We start from the raw sequence: 17,268 nt of genomic DNA on the forward strand, positions 1-17,268 counted from the left end.
GTGGGGTTTCAGCCGTACCGGCGCAGGTCGTGGAAGAAGTTGTCGATGAGGCGGAGTTGTCCCGCCCTGGCCACCTCGTCGTAGACGTACTTGCCGACGGCGAGGTCGAGGACGCCGAGTCCGAAGGGCGAGAAGATCACCGTCCGGTCGGTCGGCAGGATGTGCCGTGCGCACATGACGTCGTCGAGGGTGCCGTCGAGGAAGTCGCGGCTGCCGGTGAGCTGTTCGGCCAGATGCGGTGAGGTGTCCGCCTTCAGGCAGTGTTCGACGTCGTCGACGATGTTGGCCGAGGCGAGCAGGATCTCCGGGGCGAGGTCGCGCAGGGACACATGCAGGACCAGCGGGTGGTGCGCGAACCAGGCCTGGTCGGTGACATGGGGCTCGCCGGCGACGGTGGCGAAGACCACCAGGTCGCTGGAGCGGATCAGATCCTCGGCGGTGTCGTGGACCTGGACCTGTGCCGTGGTGTCGGCCTGTCGCAGATAGCCGGTGAAGCCGGCGGCGCTGTCGGCGGACACGTCGTACACGCCGATCCTGTCGAACGACCAGCCGGTGCCGGCCAGGAAGGTGTGGATGTAACGGGCGATCAGGCCCGTACCGAAGAATCCGATACGGGTGGGGCGGGGCCGGTTGCGGCTGAGCCAGTCGGCTGCCAGTGCGGCGGATGCCGCGGTTCGCGTGGCGCTGATGATGGAGCTCTCCAGGCAGGCGAACGGGTATCCGGTGTCGTGGTCGTTGAGGATGAGGACCGCGGAGGCCCGTGGCAGGCCCGCCGTCACATTGTCCGGGAAGCTGGAGATCCACTTCAGGCCGTCCACATGGTCCTCGCCGCCGATGGAGGCGGGCAGCGCGATGATCCGCGACGTGGGCCGGTCGGGGAAGCGCAGGAAGTACGACGGGGGGTTGACCGAGTCTCCGGCGCCGTGCAGCCGGTAGGTGGCCTCGACGAGCTCCACGATCTCCTTCTCGCGGCCGGCGAGTGCCTGTTGCACCTGTGCGCCGGAGATCACCGCGAACGTCGGCGTCGTGGCCGCGTGGGGCTTGGTCCGCCGTGTGGCGGGTGACAGTGTGTTGCTCATCGCCGGCTTGCCTCCGGGGTCGGGACGCGGTCGGTCAGGCGGCAGGGCTCGGCCATGCCGACCAGCACCTGACGTTCTCCGCCGTAGGGCTCTCTGCTGTGTGCGGTGCGGATGTTGTCCACGAGCATCAGGTCACCGGCCTGCCAGGGCTCGCGGCGGGTGTGCTCTTCATAGGTGGAGTTGAGGAGCTGGACGACGTCCTCGCCGATCGGAGTGTCGTCTCCGAAGCGGGTGTTGAACGGCAGCCCCTCGTCGCCGTAGACGTCCACGAGGTACTCGCGCACCTCCGGGGCCAGCGTCCACTCGTTGAGGAAGGCGATCTGGTTGAACCAGCAGCGCCGGCCGGTGACCGGGTGCCGCACCACGGCGCTGCGGCGCTGCCGGGTGCGCAGTGAGCCGTCGGGCTGCCAGGCGAAGTCGATGGCGTGGGCCCGGCAGTAGCGTTCGACGGCGGCGGGGTCGTCGGTGCCGAAGGACTCCGCGAGGGACGCCCCGATCTCGTCGTTGTAGCTGCGGGTGAGCAGCCAGCCCTCGTGCTCGAACCGCTCGCTCAGTGTGGTGGGCAGTGCCTGGAGCATCTCTTCGGCGTCGGCCACCGCGGTCGCGCCGCCCTCGGCGGGCGCGGTCAGACACGCGAACAGCATCAGGCCGGGAACCTCGACGGTGTAGCTCAGCTCGTGGTGCATGCACATCGGCTGGTTGGCCGGCCAGGCCGAGGAGGAGTACAGCCCCGGGCCGTACGCCTCTCGGGGGGCGAAGGCTTCCCGCTCCGTCATCAGACCGCCCGACAGGGCGGCGAAGACGGCACCGACCTGATCCGTCTCGCGCAGTCCCAGGCCGCGGACGAGCAGTGCGCCGTGCTCGGTGACCCGCGCGCGCACCGCCTCGCGGTACTGGGCCGCCCAACTCGCCGCGTCGCCGGGGGAATCGACGTGCAGGATCGGAGGTCTGTCCGGTTTCAGCTCCACGTCGAGTGGTGCGGCCAGCGGTGAGGACGACATCTCGGTTTCCCTTCGGTTGCCCATCTGAGGCTGGAGGTTCAGGAGGAGGCGAGCGATTCGGCTGCGCCCAGGACGATCCGCGCGGCTTCGGCCGGACGGGTGCGCAGGAAGTAATGGCCGCCGTCGGCGAGTTCGTGCAGGTCCACGTGCTCGGCCAGCAGCTGCCAGTGGCGGTGCCGGTCACGGGCGCCGGGCGTGTTCGGGTCGTCGGCGGCGATGACCACGGTGACCGGCGCGGACAGCTTCACGGCCGGCGGGTCTTCCAGGGCGTCGGCGAAGTAGCGGTGCGCGGACACGCAGTCGTGGCGGTAGGCGGCGCCGATGTGCCGGGCGTGCTGTGCGTTGAGTTCACCGAGTTCCGTGTAGCCGCTGTCGGCCGTCAGCCGGGCGGCGATCTCGGCGTCGCTGCGGCCGGTCAGCTCGTCGACGGCGGCGCGGCGGTCGGCGGCGGTGCCGAGCAGTTGCGCGCCGAGGAACACCCGGGAGACCTCGGTCCCGCGCTCCCGCAGTCTTCTCGCCGTCTCCACGGCGAGGGCCGCGCCCGAGGAGTGACCCCACAGCAGGACCCTGGCCGGGCCGAGTGCGGTGATCTCGGTGACGACCTGTTCCGCCACCTGGGTGAGCGCGGCGAACGGCTCGTTGTGGGCGGCCAGGTCGTGACCGGGCAGTTCCACCGCGTAGACCGCGGTCCCGCTGCCCGCCAGAGCGGTGGCCATGGGCTGGTAGTTGACGGCGTTGCCGCCCGCGTAGGGGAAGCAGACCAGGGCGCACTCCGGCGCGGCGCCGGCGTCCGACAGCGGCTGGAGCAGTTCCTGGCGCTTTTGGCCGGCACCGTCGAGGAGCGCGGCCAGGTCGGCGAGTACCGGGTGCCGGGTGATGTCCTTGAGGGACACCGCGCGGTCCAGGGCGATGGTGAGTTTCACCGCCGACAGTGAGGTGCCTCCGGAGTCGAAGAAGTGGTCTCGTTGGCCGATCCGTTCCTCGGGGACCCCCAGCAGTTCCGCCCAGGCGGCCGCCAGCTTCCGCTCGGTGGGGGTGAGGGCGGAGCGGTCGGGCCGCCCGGTGGCCTCGCTCTCGGTGGTCGGCCGCGTCCGTTCGGCGAGCGCGGTCAGCGCCTTCTTGTCGGTCTTGCCGTTGGGGGTCAGCGGCAGGCCCGACTGCCAGTGGAAGGCGGAGGGGACCATGTAGGCGGGCAGTGCCGCACCGAGTGCCTCGCGCAGTACCTCGGTCTCCTGACGGCGGCCCGTGTAGAAGGCGATGAGGTGCTTGCTCTGGTCGGCCCGCTCGGCGACGACCACGGCGCCGTCCCGCACCCCCTTCACCCGCAGGAGGGTGTTCTCGATCTCGCCGATCTCGATCCTGAAGCCGCGGATCTTGACCTGGTTGTCGCGTCGGCCGAGGAATTCCAGCTTGCCGCCGGGATGCCAGCGCCCCCAGTCACCGCCCAGGTAGAGCCGCTCCCCCGGGAAGTACGGGTTGTCCCGGTACGCCTCACGGGTCCGCTCGGGGTCGTTGACATACCCGCGCCCCACGCAGACACCGGAGAACGCGATCAGTCCGGGTGCGCCCAGCGGTACGAGGGACAGATGCTCGTCGACGACGTGGACGTGCACGTTGTTGACCGCGTGCCCCAGCAGCACGCGTTCGGGCACCTCTGTCATGACCTCGTGGTTGGTGTCGTCCGAAGTCTCGGTCAGTCCATAGGCGTTGACCAGCTTGATGCCCGGCTGAATCGCGAACCAGCGCTGGACCAGCTCCCGTTTGAGCGCCTCACCGGTCACCGACACACAGCGCAGGTCCGGCAGTTCCCGGGGGTGCCGTTCGAGATACGACACCACGACTTCCAGGTAGGAGGGTACGACCTGCACCGCGCCGGCCCGGCCGCGGACGATCGTGTCGAGGAACCGTTCCACGTCCACGATCGCGTCCTGCTCGACCAGGAGCGTCCGCCCGCCGACCAGCAGCGCGGAGATGAGCTGCCACAGGGAGATGTCGAAGCACTGCGGTGCCGTCTGCGCCACCACATGCCCCTGGGCGATGCCCAGGTCGTCGATCTTGGCGTAGAGATGGTTGAGCATGCCCGCGTGTTCGCACATGGCTCCCTTCGGCTCGCCGGTGGAGCCGGAGGTGAAGTAGATGTAGGCCAGTTGATCGGCGGTGACCTCCAACCCGAGGTCGCCTTCGGCATGTTGCTCCGCGCAGGCCGCCTCGATGAGCAGCTTCTCGACTCCGGGCAGGCCGGTGAGGGCCTGGTCGAGGGTGTCGGTGCTGCCGGGCTCGGTCAGCACCAGCCGGCATTCGGCGCGCGAGAGGGTCGCGGTGATACGGCCGGCCGGGAAGTGCGGCTCGATCGGCAGGTACACGCCTCCGGCCTTGAACACCGCCAGCACCGCGGCCAGCCAGTCGAGATTGCGTTCGGTGACCACCGCGACCACGTCTTCCCGGCCCAGCCCCCGCCGCAGCAGCGTCCGCGCCAGCCGGTTGGCGCGGGCATTGAGCTCCGTGTACGTCCACTCGCGCTCGCCGTGGACCGCCGCCACCGCCTGCGGATGCTCGCGCACCCGCTGCTCGAACAGTACGTGTGCCCGCCCCTCGGGAAGTCTGCGGTGAGGACCGGCCAGCCCGTCGAGCTGTTCGTGCACCTCCTCGTCCGAGAGGAGGCTCTGCCGCGAGTGATCGGCGTCGATGTCATCGGCCATCAACCGCAGTGCGGCCAGGTGATAGCCCCCGATCCGGGCCGCACACTCGGAGTCCAGCGTCTGGGTGCGATACCGCAGCCGCACGAACAGCCGCCCGCCCTCGTCGCACCAGGCGACTCCCAGTGCGGCCTCGTCGACCAGCCCGGTCTCGGCCCCTGCGGGATCGAACACGATCTCGTACGACGGTCCGGTCACCCCCAGCTCCCGGCGCAGCTCGGTCACCGGGAAGTCGCGGAACGCCAGCAGCTCGGCCTCGACGTGATGAGCTCGCGACACCAGCGCGCGCCAGGTCCCCGGTGCGACGGTCAGCCGGCAGGGCAGCGGGCCGCCCCGGACCCCGGCGGCATAGCCCGTCGCCACTTCCCGCTCACCGGACAGCGCGGCCAGCACCTTGGCATGGGCCGCCAGCAGCACCGCGCTCAACGGGACCCCCGCCTCCCGGGCCAGCCCGCGCACCGCCGCCGCCACGTTCTGCGGGACCGCCGCCTCGTACTCGGCCACTCCGGCCACCGGCTGCCGGACCCACCGCGGTACGGCGGTGAATCCACCGGCGGTCAGCACACCGCTCCAGAACTCCCGGTCGGCTTCCACGCGCGCTCCCATCGAATGGCCCTCCTCAACTCATCGTCTTCGCGGCGCCGTTGGGCGCGGGCAGTGCGGCTGCCGGGCCAATGCCACAGGACTGTTCGGAGGCGTCGGGCATGTCCACGGCGGGGTTGCCGCCCCACCGTGCGTTCGGGGGGACTTCCTCGCCCTTCATGAGGAAGGAGTCGACCGCCAGTACGGCACCGTCGCCCATCGTCACGCCGTAGTGCACATGGGCGCCGACGCCGAGCGTGCACCCGGCACCGAGCGTGGTGGTGTCGGACTTGAAGGTGCCGTCCTCCTGCGAGTGGCACTGGATCTTGCTCCCGGCGTTCAGGGTGCACCCGTCGCCGATGGTGCTGAGCGTCCGCTCGGTCATGTAGCAGCCGTCGTCGAACACCCTGCTGCCGACGCGGGCACCGGTCATCCGCCAGATCAGGGTCTTGAAGGGGGTGCCGTTGAAGATGTTCAGATGGTGGTCCGGAACCTTCCACAGGCGCTCGTGCCACCAGAAGTACGGGTCGTAGATGGAGCACAGCTTGGGGCGCAGCGCGCGGAAGGAGGTGATGCAGCGCTCCAGCAGCACGTAGTAGAGGGCGGTGAAGGTGAGGGTGCAGGCCAGATACAGGGCGATCACCGCATGTCCGAGCCAGCCGTACACCTCGACGGACTGCAGGGCGAACAGCATGAGCGCGAAGGCGTACAGCCAGCGCACGAACAGCATGACGGCCATCGAGCGAAGGTTGTAGCGGTTCTTCGCGGCGAGACGGGTGCGCAAGGTGTCTCCGGTCCTGAGGTCGTCGAACCGTGAGTCCCGCTCCACGGACCGGGGTATCTCGAAGCTGGGCGAGCCGAGGAGACCCACGCCTTGGCGGATCTCACCGTCGAGGGGAATCAGGACCTTCGTCGCGAGAAGGCAGTTGTCGCCCGTTCTGCCGCCGGCCGGGTAGACGATGTTGTTGCCGAGGAAGTTGTGCGGACCGATCGTGGTCCGGGACACCCGGAAGGACGTGCTGGAGAATTCCGCGTTGGCGATGGAGAGCCCGTCGGCCACCATCGTTCCGCTGCCGATGGAAGCCAGGAACGGGGTCTCGTGCTGCACCTCGGTGCCGAAGTTCGAGCCGGTCTGCTCGACCTTGGACAGGTCGTACCCGAGACCGCGCAGGTAGTACACGATGAAGGAGCTGTCGCCGAAGAGCCAGGCGAAGAACTTGATGTTCGTCATGCGCGCTGTCGCCAGGTGCAGCGCGTAGTGGAATCCGTACAGGGGATAGACCTTCTCGGGCTTGATGGCCCTGGCCACCAGCCGCGGAACGGTGAACAGGGCGGCGAGGCCCAGGACGACGAAGCCGAAGAACGTCACGAAGGACAGCACCAGCGCGTCGCTGAGCAGAGCTCCCGTGGTGAGTCCGGCCGAGTCCGGTCCCAGTCGTGAGCCGAGCGCCGGCACCACGGAGAAGAGCATGTACAGCCCGCCGACGGCCAGCGGTATGTAGAGGAGGAACAGCTGGAACAGGGTGCCCAGTCCGAACCAGACCCGGCGTGCGGTGCCGCACCTCGCCGGGGCGACCCTCACATGGTCGACCTCGGTGGGCTCCGCCGGGGATCCGTGCCAGCGCTCGCCGTCCGGGATCCGCTGACCGCGGTGCAGGGCGGACGAGTGACCGAGCTGCGCCCGGTCGCCCATCGCCGTGTCGATGTCGAGGACCGACTTCTCCCCGATGAACACCTCCCGGCCGAGGGTGACACGGCCGGTCTGGATACGACCCGCGTGGGCCCGGTAGCCGACGAAGAACGAGTCCTTGCGGATCACCGTGCCGGCCCCGATCGTGATGAGGTCGGTGCAGACCGGGACGGTCCGGGAGAGGATCGTGACTCCCTTGCCGATGTGCGCGCCGAGCGCCCGGAGGTACAGCACATACAGCGGATTCCCGATGAACAAGACCATCGGATTGCCGTGGAGCAGCACCTTGACGAGCCAGAAGCGCAGATAGGTCAGACCCCAGATGGGGAACTCACTGGGTTTCCAGCGGCCGATGAGAATCCATTTGGCGGCGATCGGGAACACGCACATCGCCAGAAAACCGAGGCCGCCGAAGGCCAGCGAGCGCAGATAGATGTCGACCAGGTCCGAACCGGTCGCGATCCATTCGTAGCCGCGGGCTGTGACCACTCCGAAGACCAGGGAGTATGCCAGGAAGAACAACAACTGGGCAGTTCCGCACAGGACATAGGTCGGTCGGCCGGCCAGCGTCACCGGCGTCGGTGCGGCCGGCGGCGCCGACGGCTTCGAGGCAAGCGACGAGGTGGCGGGAGCGGGCTGCGTCACCGCGAGAGCCGCGGCGAGGCTTTCGATCGTCGGGTTCCGGTAGATGTCCTTCATGGACGCGGACGGCAGGTCCGGTATTTTCCTGACCCGCGCACAGAACTGCGCCATCACCAATGAGTTGGCACCGAGGTCGTCGAAGAAGTGACCGTCGACCGGAACTCGCTCCACGCTGGTGACGTCGGCCAGTACTTCCGCAAGTCTGTCGACGACTGACGCGCTTGTCCCGGATATATGGACCCCGGAGGACTGCTCGACCATCCGACCTCCCGGAGGACGTTTTCAACTGGGCACTGCGCCCGATACTGATCACGAACCATGGATTTCAGTTTCAGTCGATCACCGTGCGGGTGCCACTCCTGATCGATCGCCCTGTGCGACGGCAGCGCGCGACAGGCCCGTGTTCCCTGGTTTCCGGCAGGTTGGGCACGCCTCGGAGATCACCCGTATGGCGGTCCACGCATGCAGGCCGGACATGCCGTTGAGTGGAGCAATCGCCGGTGCGCCGCGGCCCGGCACACGACGCTGGCCTTTCTGTTGAGATCGTGTCCGGGAGTTTGTGTGTACAGGCTGCGTCAGTCGGACCGTCGTGAGTCCCGGCCACAGACCGACCCCGGGGCACAAACGCCCGAGCCCGCGTGGCTGCGTCGGCTTCCGGTCCTCTACGTCGCGGGCGTCCTGGTGCTGGAGCCCATCACGCCCGTGCAGTGGCCGGTCAGTTTCGTGCTGATCGCACTGCCTCTGGTGGCCGCCTTCGCCCACGGACCCGCCGTCGTCGCCCTCACCACGGTGTTCGCCATCGTCTTCCAGGGAATCCTGGCCGGTACCCCGTGCTGCGCGGGCCGTGAGGTCGGATATCTGTGGGACCGGCACTATGTGGCGGCCTACATCTGCACCGCCCTGGTGGGCACCCTGGGAACCATCCTGGCCGCCCACCGGATCCGACGGGAGCGCACCCTGGCCGATGTGCGCTTCGTGGCCGAGATGGCGCAACGCGTCCTGCTCCGACCGGTTCCGCACCGGATCGGCGACCTGGTGCTGGAGAGCTTCTATCTCTCCGCCTCGGCGGAGGCGCGGATCGGCGGTGACCTCTACGAGGCCGTGCCCACCGTGCACGGGGTGCGGCTGCTCATCGGCGACGTCCGCGGCAAGGGCCTGCTCGCGGTGGAGACCGCCGCCGCTTTGCTCGGCGCGTTCCGGGAGGCCGCGCACGACGAGCCCGACCTCCCCGCCCTGGTGGGCCGGGTGGAGACCAGCATGTCGCGCCGGGCCGAGCAGATCCCCGGGAGCGATGTGAGCGAACGGTTCGTCACCACCGTGTTCGCGGAGGTCCGCACCGCCGAGCAGACCGTCCGCGTCGTCAACTGCGGCCATCCGCCGCCGCTGCTCATCCGTCCCGACGAGGTGCGCGAACTGGACCTGGGGCGCTCCTCTCCGCCGCTGAACCTGGGCGTGCTCGTCGGGGAGCCGTACCACGTCGAGACCTACGACTTCCGCCCCGGCGACCAGTTGCTGCTCTACACGGACGGAGTCACGGAGACCCGCGCCCCGGACGGCTCCTTCTACCCCCTCGTCGAACGCGTCCGCGCCTTGGGACCGCTACCGCCCCGGGACCTCCTGGAAAGGCTCCACCACGACCTGCTGGCCTACAGTCAGCACGGCCTGCACGACGACACCGCCGCGCTCACCGCGTGCCTCCTGCCGGCCGGGGACAAAGGACTCGCCGCGGGAACCGTCTTGGGGTAAGTTCGCGATCTTCGGGCGCGCAGGCACCCGGAGTCCTCGAAAGCCCGAGTCCATGACGAACCCCGACCGGACCCCGGCGCGGCTGCGCCTCTACGCCGCCCTGACCGGCCTGGCGACCACCTTCCGGGGCATGACCGCCCATCCCGACGAGAACAACTGCGAGTGCCACTGGGGCAGCGCGGAGGAGCTCGCCCAGCTCAAGGTGCCGGACGTGCCGCTGGACCCCGACCTCCTCGATCGCACCTGGGGGGCCATCGACTGGATCGACCACGCGTCCGTGTTGCGCCGGATCCTGCCCCAGTTCGCCTCGGGCCTCGTCGACGGAAGCATCAAGCCCCTCTCCGGCATGGGGACGGCGGGACTTTCGTTCGCCCTCGGTCACTGGCAGCAGTGGCCGGTCCAACAGGCCGCGGCGGTGCGGGAGTTCCTGGAGGCCTGGTGGGCTTACACCCTTGTCACCCCGAAGCCCGCCGTGCCCGGGTACGAGGTCCTCGTGCTGTGCGCCGAGGCCTCGGGGGCGCTGACCCCGTGGCTGCGCCTGTGGGAGACGTCGCCCGGTCCTGTTGCCGACCGTCACCTTGCCGACGCGGCGGCGCACTGGGAGTACGGCCTGCTCGGTGACCAACTGCCGTGGTCCGCATGGGAGAACGGGGAGGACATGCGGGCCGAGCTGACCGCGTGGCTGGTCCGCCATGCTCCGGACCGGCTCCGCGGCCACGGAGCGTCCGAGGAACTGCTGCACCGCATACGGCTTCTCGGCCTCACCGGGCCCGCCCGCTGGACGGACCCGCACTGGCCGGGCCACCGCTACTGAGGTCACGGCGCGAGCCGGCCGCGGGCGACGCCCTGGGGCGCCGGACGCGGCCGGCCGCTGGGGGTCAGCCCTCGATGCGGTGCTGGGTCCAGAACGAAGTCAGGTCCGTGCTCGTGGCGGCCTGGGCGGCCGCCTTGAACTCGGCCGTGGTCGAGACGCCGTACCAGTGCGAAGTGGCGTAGTCCTTCAGGAGCTTGGTCATCGCGGTGTCGCCGAGGACGCGTCGCAGATCGTGCAGGGCGCACTTGCCGTAGCCGTAGACCACGGTGGAGTACCGGGACGAGTGGGCGTCCCAGTAGGCCATCGAGTTGGTGATCTTCTCGGCGGACGAGGCCCATGAGACGCTGCTCCAGCAGCTGGTACCGGTCTTGCCCAGGGCCAGGTCGGTGGCGTAGTCGGTGAACGCCTCGTCCAGCCAGGGGCTGTTGTACTCGTCGTCACCGACGATGCCGTACCACCACTGGTGGCCGATCTCGTGCGTGAGCGCCGTGGTGCTGACCAGGTCGAGGACGAACCCCGGGTACTCCATGCCGCCGAACCAGAAGTTGTTGTCGATCACGGCGTCCAGTTCGCCGTACGGGTAGGCGCCGAACCGTGACGCGTGGGCGTCCACGGCGGACTTGGCGGTGGTGAGCATCGACTGGGCGCTGGAGGAGCTGATGCCCGAGACGGAGTAGATGTTCACCGGGACGCCGGCCGTCGAGGTGCCGGAGATCTTGCTGAAGGGACCGGCGGCCCAGGCGAAGTCCCGCACCTTGGTGGCGGTGGCGGTGGTGACCGTACGGCCGCTGGAGCCGGGGGTGTCGACCGATGTGCCGGTCGCCGGCACGAGCAGGGTGCTGGGGTGGTCGAGGGTCACCTTGAAGTCGGCGGCCAGCGAGTAGAACGACTCGCCGTTGTTGGTGTACGGGTCGAGGTGCCAGCCGGCCCCGTCCTTGACCGCGAGGACGGGCAGGGCGTTTCCGATGAAGCTGAAGGCCCCGTCGTGGCCGAAGCGGTCGGCGCCGCTCGGGACGGTGACGCCGAGGTCGAACCCGATGGTGGCGGTCTGCCCCTGCGCCAGCGGCGACGACAGGTCGATCTTGAGAGCCGTACAGGCGACGGAGAGGGCACCCGCGCTACCGCCCGTGACATTGCTGACCGTGATCGGCGGGGCCGAGCAGGTGCCGTGGTAGTTGTCCCACAGCCTCAGGTACACCTCGCTGAGCGCGGTGGAGGAGGCGTTGGTGAAGGCCACGCTCTCATGGCCGGTCCACACCGTGCCGCTGGTGTCGCTGCTCAGGCTGACGGTGTACGAGGGTGCGGCCGGGGTCCGGGTGGAGTCGGCCGGAGGTGTCGAGCCGCCGGAGGTGTCGAGGGCGATGTCGTCGAGGACGAAGCTCGTCTGGAGGCTGGAGTCCTCGGTGCCGGTGAAGGCGAGGTTCACGGTCTGGCCCGCGAACGCCGACACGTCGAACGACTTCTGCACGTAGCCGGTGTTCTTGTTGAGGTTCGAGTACGTCGCCAGTGTGGTGGAGCCGATCTTCGCCGTGAGCTTGTCGTAGGCGGTCGACGAGGTCGTCTCGGCGGTGTCGATGTGCAGCCAGAAGGTGAGGGTGGCAGTGCTGCACCCGGAGGGGATCGTGACGCTCTGCGAGAGCGTGTCGGTGTGGGTGCTGCCGACGCCGTTCAGCCAGGCGAAACTGGTGCCGCCGTGGGCGGTCTGACCGCTGCGGCTGGTGATCACGCCGGACGAGGACGGGGTCCAGGGCGAAGTCCCGCTCTCGAAGCCGCCGTTGGTGACCACCTGGGCCGGGGTGCAGTCGGCGGCGAGCGGGGATGGGTGCGGTGCGGCGGCGGCCGGGGTGGCGGGAAGCGACACGACGGCCAGTGCGGCGACGGCCGCTGCGCCCACGGCGAGGGCCTTGTGGGGGGTCTGTCTCACACGAAACTCCTTTGCGGCGGCCGGGATTCCGGCCTGCTCGGTGGCCGCCCGCCCGGCTGGGGTGCGCCGGCGGACGACCTCGGGTTTGCGCGTTTGGGTCGGACTGTTCGCTCGGGGAGTGTTCCACCGCGGCCCCTGGGGTCGGGGCAATGGCTGCCGAAAGCGTGACAGATTTGACCAGAGCATGCCATCAAGATGTCAAAAGTGGTCGTGCCACCCGGAGTCGACCGGAGTCAGGGAGTGCCGTCGGGCGTGGCGACGGCCGAGGGCCGCGCCCTCGACGGCTCGGCCCCCGCCTCGGTCGGTGTCACCGACGGGCCACGGGTGGGCGACGCCGAACGGCTCGGGGCACGGGTGTTGTCGGACCGCTGTGTGGCGCTGGGGTGCGGTCCGGCCGACTCCGGCAGCGACGACTCGGAAGGTGACGCCGGATCGGAGGGTGACGCCGACGGGGTGGGCGGCGCCGTACGGCCGCTCGCGGGGGGCGGTGCGAGCGGCACCGCGGGTGACGCGGGCGCCCCGGGTGACGCCAGATGGAGCTGGAGCGCGATGAGCGCGGCCACGCCGCAGGACAGGCCGACTCCGGCCGCGGCGCGCAGCCGTCGGCGGCGGCTCGCGGCGCGGCGGATCGCCTCGTACCGGCCCGGGGGTGCGCCGAGGTAGTTGGACGGGGGCCGCAGGATGACCGCGAGCGGGTCATCGGGTTCGAACTCCGCGCCCTCGTCAAAGCGTGTGGTCAAGGCTTCTCCTCAAGTGGGCGCGGAGCAGTTCTCGGGCCGCGTGGAGGTCGGCCTTGACGGTTCCTTCCTTGCGTCCGGTCAGCGCGGACACCTCCCGGATCGGCATGTCAGCGTAGTAGTGCAGCAGGATCGGGACGCGCAGTCGTTCCGGGAGCGACTGCACGAGCAGCCGTACCGAGGGGTCGGCCTGTTCGTCGTGGGGGCGGACGGCGGCCTCCGAGGTGGCGCGGTGCATGGCCCTGCGCTCGCGCTCCAGCTTGCGCCAGTGGTCCCGGACCAGGTTGGCGGCGGTGACGTAGAGGAAGCCGCGGGGCTCCTCCACGGTCGTCCAGCGGGCCCAGAGCCGGGTGAACGCCTCCGAGGCGACCTCGTGGGCCGTCTCGTCGTCGTCGACGAGACGGCGGCACCAGCCGGCGAGGCGCGGATAGAGGGCGGCGAACAGCTCGGACGCTGCCCTGTCGCGGGACCGTTTCAACGCTCTCCATGGTCGTGTCGCATGCACAGGGAAGGATGCCGGGCCGCCGGTGTACGTTCCGCCGGCCCGGCATCCGTGCGGTCGGTCAGGGGTTCGTGGAGCTCAGCGCGGCGAAGACGATCACGTTGTCGAGATAGCCGTCGCCGGTGTGGGGACCGCCGCATGTGATGACCCGCAGCTCCGGACGGCCGACGTCCCCGTAGACCTCGTCCGCCGGGAAGTCCGCCTTGGCCACCGTCCGTACGGCGCCGACGGTGAACTCCGCCGCCCTGCCGTTCTCCAGGCGCGCCACGATCCGGTCGCCGCGGTGCAGCCGCGCGAGGTGCCGGAAGACCCCGTCCCCGTAGGCGCCGACCGTCACATGGCCGAGGATGACCGACGGGCCGACCTGCCCCGGCGTCGGCGAGTGCCGGTACCAGCCCGCCCGGTCGTGCGCCGTGACGGGCGGTACCTGCACCGTGCCGTCGGGCTCCAGCCCCAGCCGGATGAGCGGGGTGTCGACCCCGATGGCCGGGATCCGCAGCCGGACAGGGACCGACCGCCCGAGGGCCCGCACCGTCTTCGCCGAGGCCGAGGCCGAGGCCGAGGCCGGGGGAGGCGCCGGCGTGCTCGCGGCGCGTGCGGTCGAGGCCCGGTGGGCCGCCGGACCCGCGCAGCCGACGAGCAGCGAGGCGCTCGCCGCGGTGACGAAGGCGCGCCTGGAGAGCGGGGTCATGCCCCGGTCGCCCGCCGGCGGCGTACGACGAGGACCGCGCCGCCGCCCGCGAGGAGCACCGTGGCAGCGGCTCCGCCGATCAGGCCGCCCTCGGTTCCGGACCCGGAGGACGCCGCCCGCACTCCGGTGTCGGGTGCGCCCGAAGGCACCACGGAGACCTGGCTCGGCGCCGGCGCCGGCGCCGTGGTCGGCCGGGCACTCGTCCCCCGGGAGGGTTCGGCGCTGGGCATCTCGGTGGGGGCGGCGCTCGACGCCCGGGTCGGCGCGGCGGAGGGGGTCGCGGTCGCCCCGTCGGCGAACGCGGGCACGGCGCTCGCCAGCACCGCCGTGCACGCAAGTGCCATGCCCTTGGGGACAGTTCGGCGCATCGAATCGCTCTCTTTCGTCGGCCCGCCCGGTGGCCGGGAGGCTGGGTGACAGATCGAGCGGAGAGACGAGGCAGCACAGGGGCAGGTTGCAAAGAGACGGCAAAGTCGCCGGAGTCGTTGCCGGAGGTCGTTACGGGATCTCCTGCTCGGCCCAGATGACCTTGCCCCCGGCCGTGTACCGGGCACCCCAGCGATGGGCGAGCTGCGCCACCAGGAACAGGCCGCGGCCGCCCTCGTCCATGCTCCGGGCGTGCCTCAGCCGGGGAGCGGTACTGCTGGCGTCCGCGACCTCCAGGGTCAGCCGGGAGTCACGCAGCAGCCGCAGCCGAATGGGCGGCGCGGCATAGCGGATCGCGTTGGTGACCAGCTCGCTCACGATGAGCTCGGTGGTCATGGCCAGATGCCCGAAGCCCCAGGCCTCCACCTGCCCGGTCGCCCGCGCACGGACGTCGCCGACGGCGGCCGGGTCCACGGGTACCTCCCACGAGACCACGTGGTCGGGTCCCAGGGCGCGCGTGCGCGCCAGGAGGAAGGCGATGTCGTCGGGTTGCGGCCCGGCCACCAGTTGCTCCACCCCGGATGCGCACAGGGTGCCGAGGTCGGCCGCGGGCCGGGCGAGCACCTCGGCGAGGCGGGCCATGCCGGACTCCATGTCGTGGTCCACGCCCTCGATGAGACCGTTGGTGTAGAGGCCGAAGAGGCTGTTCTCGGGGAGCTCGATCTCGACGGCCTCGAACCCCAGCCCGCCCAGCCCGAGCGGCGGCCCGGCGGGGGGCTCCGGGAAGTCGACCCGCCCGTCGGGGGTGACGACCACCGGGGGCGGATGTCCCGCACGGGCCATCGACAACCGCTTCGTGACCGGGTCGTAGACGGCGTAGAGACAGGTCGCCCCGAGGAAGGTGGTGCTGCTCCGGTCGGCCGCGTCGTCGCTCGCCTCCTCCTCGCTCAGTCGGAGCACGAGATCGTCGAGATGGGCCAGCAGGTCATCGGGGGGCAACTCCATGTCGGCGAGGGTCTGCACCGCGGTGCGCAGCCGGCCCATGGCCGCCGCCGCGCTGATGCCGTGGCCGACCACATCACCTACGACGAGGCCCACCCGGGCGCCGGAGAGCGGGATCACGTCGAACCAGTCGCCGCCGACCCCGCCGGTGGCGTCCGCCGGCAGATAGTAGGAGGCCACCTCCAGTGCCGTGCCGCCGGTCAGGGCCTGGGGCAGCAGACTGCGCTGGAGGGTGAGCGCCGCCGTGTGTTCCCGGGTGTAGCGGCGGGCGTTGTCGACGCACAGTGCCGCGCGCGCCACCAGTTCGCGGGCCAGCAGGACGTCGTCGGGCTGGAACGAGACCGGATTGACCGAGCGGGCGAACGTGGTGAGGCCCAGGACGGTGTTCCGCGCCCGCATCGGCACGGAGATGAGGGAATGCAGCCCGTACTTGCGCATGCTCTCGGTCCTGGCGGGCTGTTCGGTGATCCACAGTTCGTCGGCCGGGTCGAGGACCGGGATGAGGATGGGTTCGCCGCTGATGAGCAGGTCCACGCCGTGCGGCGGGGGAAGGAAGTCCACCCTGTCCCCGACCCGCGCCACGGCCTCCGGGCAGCCCTCCCGGGCCGAGCTCAGTCCGGCTCGGCGCATCACCGGCCTGGCGGGTGCCGTTCCAGCGTCGGTGAGCCACGTTCCGTGGCCCTCGGTGCTGAGGACGGATTCCAGGAGATCGACGATGACGAAGTCCGCGAAGCGGGGCACGGCGAAGTCGGCGAGCTCCTGGGCCGTCCGCATCACGTCCAGCGTCGTGCCGATGCTGGTTCCGGCCTCGTTGACCATCGACAGGAGCCGGCGCACGTTCCACCGCTCGGTGACGTCCTGGACCATGTAGCAGACCCCGATGACGGAGTTGTCCGCGTCCACCAGGGGGAAGAAGGAGGTGGAGTAGGCGTGTTGGCGACGCGGATCGGCCCAACTCCATCCCAGGTACTCGTAGTCGGTCACCGGCTCTCCGGTCGCCAGCACCTCGCTCATCAGCCCTTCGATGGTCTCCGCCTGGATTCCCGGCAGCAGCTCGGCCAGCCGGCGCCCCAGCCGCTGCTCGCGCGGCACACCGCCGAGGCGTTCCAGGGTGTCGTTCAGCCACAAGTAGCGCAGCTGCAGATCCATGACGGCCATACCGATGGGCGAGCGGGTCAGGAAGCCGTCGAGGACCGACTGGCCGACCGTCCACTGCCGCCGCTGCTCGCGCGCGGAGAGCAGGAAGCATTCGGTTCGGCCGATCCGGAAGGACGCGGACACCCTGAGGTCGACGTCGATCGCCTCGCCGTCGCGGTGCCGTACGGGGACGAGACCGCTCCACCCCATTCCGGAGCGGCAGCGCTCGACGACGCCGGCCAGACGTCCCGGGTCCGGGCGCGTCGCCAGCAGCCGCGCGGCGGAGCCGCCGACCACCTCCGAGGCGAGGTGGCCGAGAAGGGCTTCGGCGCCCCGGGTCCAGCCGATCACGACGCCGTCCGCGTCGATCAGCGCCGCCGCGTCCGTGGACGCGTCGAGAAGATCGCGTGCTCCTGCGGACGTGGGCGTCTCCGAACCGTTTCGCGCAGAATCCATTGATCCCATCCTCTACAGGACCATGGTCCTGCTTGCGCGCCCGATCCGCACGGTCCGGCGGACGGCCGCGGGGCGCCGGACGGACCCGGGCGGGACGATCCTTCCCGATGGCACACGTGCGACGATTTCCCGGCGCCCAGGATCTTGCTGACCGGTGCGGTCACGGGACTCGTCGGACCGCCGAGATCCTCCTCCACGGCCGC

12 protein-coding genes are annotated in these 17,268 nt (G+C 70.3%); 2 read left to right on the top strand and 10 right to left on the bottom strand.

All coding sequences use genetic code 11. From position 1 onward, the window contains the following. Positions 1-8 precede the first annotated feature (8 nt). Genes sbnB through ACZ4EG_RS09130 form a run of 4 tightly spaced genes read right to left on the bottom strand, consistent with a single transcriptional unit; the run spans position 9 to position 7,951 of the window. Positions 9-1,079, bottom strand: a complete 1,071-nt coding sequence (sbnB, locus tag ACZ4EG_RS09115) for a 2,3-diaminopropionate biosynthesis protein SbnB (protein ID WP_467790145.1) — start codon at positions 1,077-1,079, stop codon at positions 9-11. Continuing rightward, the gene (locus tag ACZ4EG_RS09120; protein WP_467790146.1) at positions 1,076-2,080 is read right to left on the bottom strand and encodes a TauD/TfdA family dioxygenase; all 1,005 of its coding nucleotides are present in this window, start codon (positions 2,078-2,080) and stop codon (positions 1,076-1,078) included. The genes sbnB and ACZ4EG_RS09120 overlap by 4 nt, the downstream gene beginning before the upstream one ends. Positions 2,081-2,118: 38 nt before the next feature. Then, entirely contained in the window at positions 2,119-5,382 is a 3,264-nt protein-coding gene (locus ACZ4EG_RS09125) for a non-ribosomal peptide synthetase (protein ID WP_467790147.1), read from the bottom strand. A 13-nt stretch (positions 5,383-5,395) separates the two neighbouring features. Further along, positions 5,396-7,951, bottom strand: a complete 2,556-nt coding sequence (locus ACZ4EG_RS09130) for a Pls/PosA family non-ribosomal peptide synthetase (protein ID WP_467790148.1) — start codon at positions 7,949-7,951, stop codon at positions 5,396-5,398. 381 nt (positions 7,952-8,332) lie between these two features. Between ACZ4EG_RS09130 and ACZ4EG_RS09135 the strand changes: the two genes are divergently transcribed. Together ACZ4EG_RS09135 and ACZ4EG_RS09140 are read left to right on the top strand one after the other, a co-directional pair. Continuing rightward, positions 8,333-9,436, top strand: a complete 1,104-nt coding sequence (locus ACZ4EG_RS09135; protein WP_453546843.1) for a PP2C family protein-serine/threonine phosphatase — start codon at positions 8,333-8,335, stop codon at positions 9,434-9,436. 52 nt (positions 9,437-9,488) lie between these two features. After that, a complete protein-coding gene (locus ACZ4EG_RS09140; protein WP_467790149.1) occupies positions 9,489-10,250 on the top strand; it encodes a hypothetical protein in 762 nt (253 codons plus the stop codon). Positions 10,251-10,314: 64 nt separating this feature from the next. Here ACZ4EG_RS09140 and ACZ4EG_RS09145 read toward each other — a convergent pair whose 3' ends face one another. The 6 genes from ACZ4EG_RS09145 to ACZ4EG_RS09170 form a co-directional block, all read right to left on the bottom strand. Continuing rightward, positions 10,315-12,174: a M1 family metallopeptidase gene (locus ACZ4EG_RS09145; protein ID WP_467790150.1), complete on the bottom strand. Its 1,860-nt coding sequence runs from the start codon at positions 12,172-12,174 to the stop codon at positions 10,315-10,317. A gap of 233 nt (positions 12,175-12,407) precedes the next feature. Next, positions 12,408-12,914 (bottom strand): hypothetical protein, encoded by a 507-nt coding sequence (locus ACZ4EG_RS09150; RefSeq protein ID WP_467790151.1) that lies wholly within the window; start codon positions 12,912-12,914, stop codon positions 12,408-12,410. Beyond that, the gene (locus ACZ4EG_RS09155) at positions 12,898-13,389 is read right to left on the bottom strand and encodes an RNA polymerase sigma factor (RefSeq protein ID WP_316754406.1); all 492 of its coding nucleotides are present in this window, start codon (positions 13,387-13,389) and stop codon (positions 12,898-12,900) included. Before ACZ4EG_RS09155 ends, ACZ4EG_RS09150 begins: the two co-directional genes overlap by 17 nt. An 85-nt stretch (positions 13,390-13,474) precedes the next feature. Beyond that, positions 13,475-14,104, bottom strand: a complete 630-nt coding sequence (locus ACZ4EG_RS09160) for a class F sortase (protein WP_467790152.1) — start codon at positions 14,102-14,104, stop codon at positions 13,475-13,477. After that, positions 14,101-14,472 carry a sortase-dependent protein gene (locus ACZ4EG_RS09165; RefSeq protein ID WP_467790153.1) on the bottom strand — a complete coding sequence of 124 codons (372 nt, stop codon included), beginning with the start codon at positions 14,470-14,472 and terminating at the stop codon, positions 14,101-14,103. The genes ACZ4EG_RS09160 and ACZ4EG_RS09165 overlap by 4 nt, the downstream gene beginning before the upstream one ends. A gap of 130 nt (positions 14,473-14,602) precedes the next feature. Then, a complete protein-coding gene (locus ACZ4EG_RS09170; protein WP_467790154.1) occupies positions 14,603-17,074 on the bottom strand; it encodes a SpoIIE family protein phosphatase in 2,472 nt (823 codons plus the stop codon). Between the last annotated feature and the right edge of the window lie 194 nt (positions 17,075-17,268).

It is taken from the genome of Streptomyces sp. NPDC025638 (assembly GCF_055558775.1).

What these genes read in the sequence shown, in the direction of transcription:
- ACZ4EG_RS09160 (WP_467790152.1), bottom strand. Translation starts at nt 14,104, where the DNA reads ATGACCCCGCTCTCCAGGCGCGCCTTCGTCACCGCGGCGAGCGCCTCG.
- ACZ4EG_RS09165 (WP_467790153.1), bottom strand. Translation starts at nt 14,472, where the DNA reads ATGCGCCGAACTGTCCCCAAGGGCATGGCACTTGCGTGCACGGCGGTG.
- ACZ4EG_RS09170 (WP_467790154.1), bottom strand. Translation starts at nt 17,074, where the DNA reads ATGGGATCAATGGATTCTGCGCGAAACGGTTCGGAGACGCCCACGTCC.
- ACZ4EG_RS09125 (WP_467790147.1), bottom strand. Translation starts at nt 5,382, where the DNA reads ATGGGAGCGCGCGTGGAAGCCGACCGGGAGTTCTGGAGCGGTGTGCTG.
- sbnB (WP_467790145.1), bottom strand. Translation starts at nt 1,079, where the DNA reads ATGAGCAACACACTGTCACCCGCCACACGGCGGACCAAGCCCCACGCG.
- ACZ4EG_RS09130 (WP_467790148.1), bottom strand. Translation starts at nt 7,951, where the DNA reads ATGGTCGAGCAGTCCTCCGGGGTCCATATATCCGGGACAAGCGCGTCA.
- ACZ4EG_RS09120 (WP_467790146.1), bottom strand. Translation starts at nt 2,080, where the DNA reads ATGTCGTCCTCACCGCTGGCCGCACCACTCGACGTGGAGCTGAAACCG.
- ACZ4EG_RS09140 (WP_467790149.1), top strand. Translation starts at nt 9,489, where the DNA reads ATGACGAACCCCGACCGGACCCCGGCGCGGCTGCGCCTCTACGCCGCC.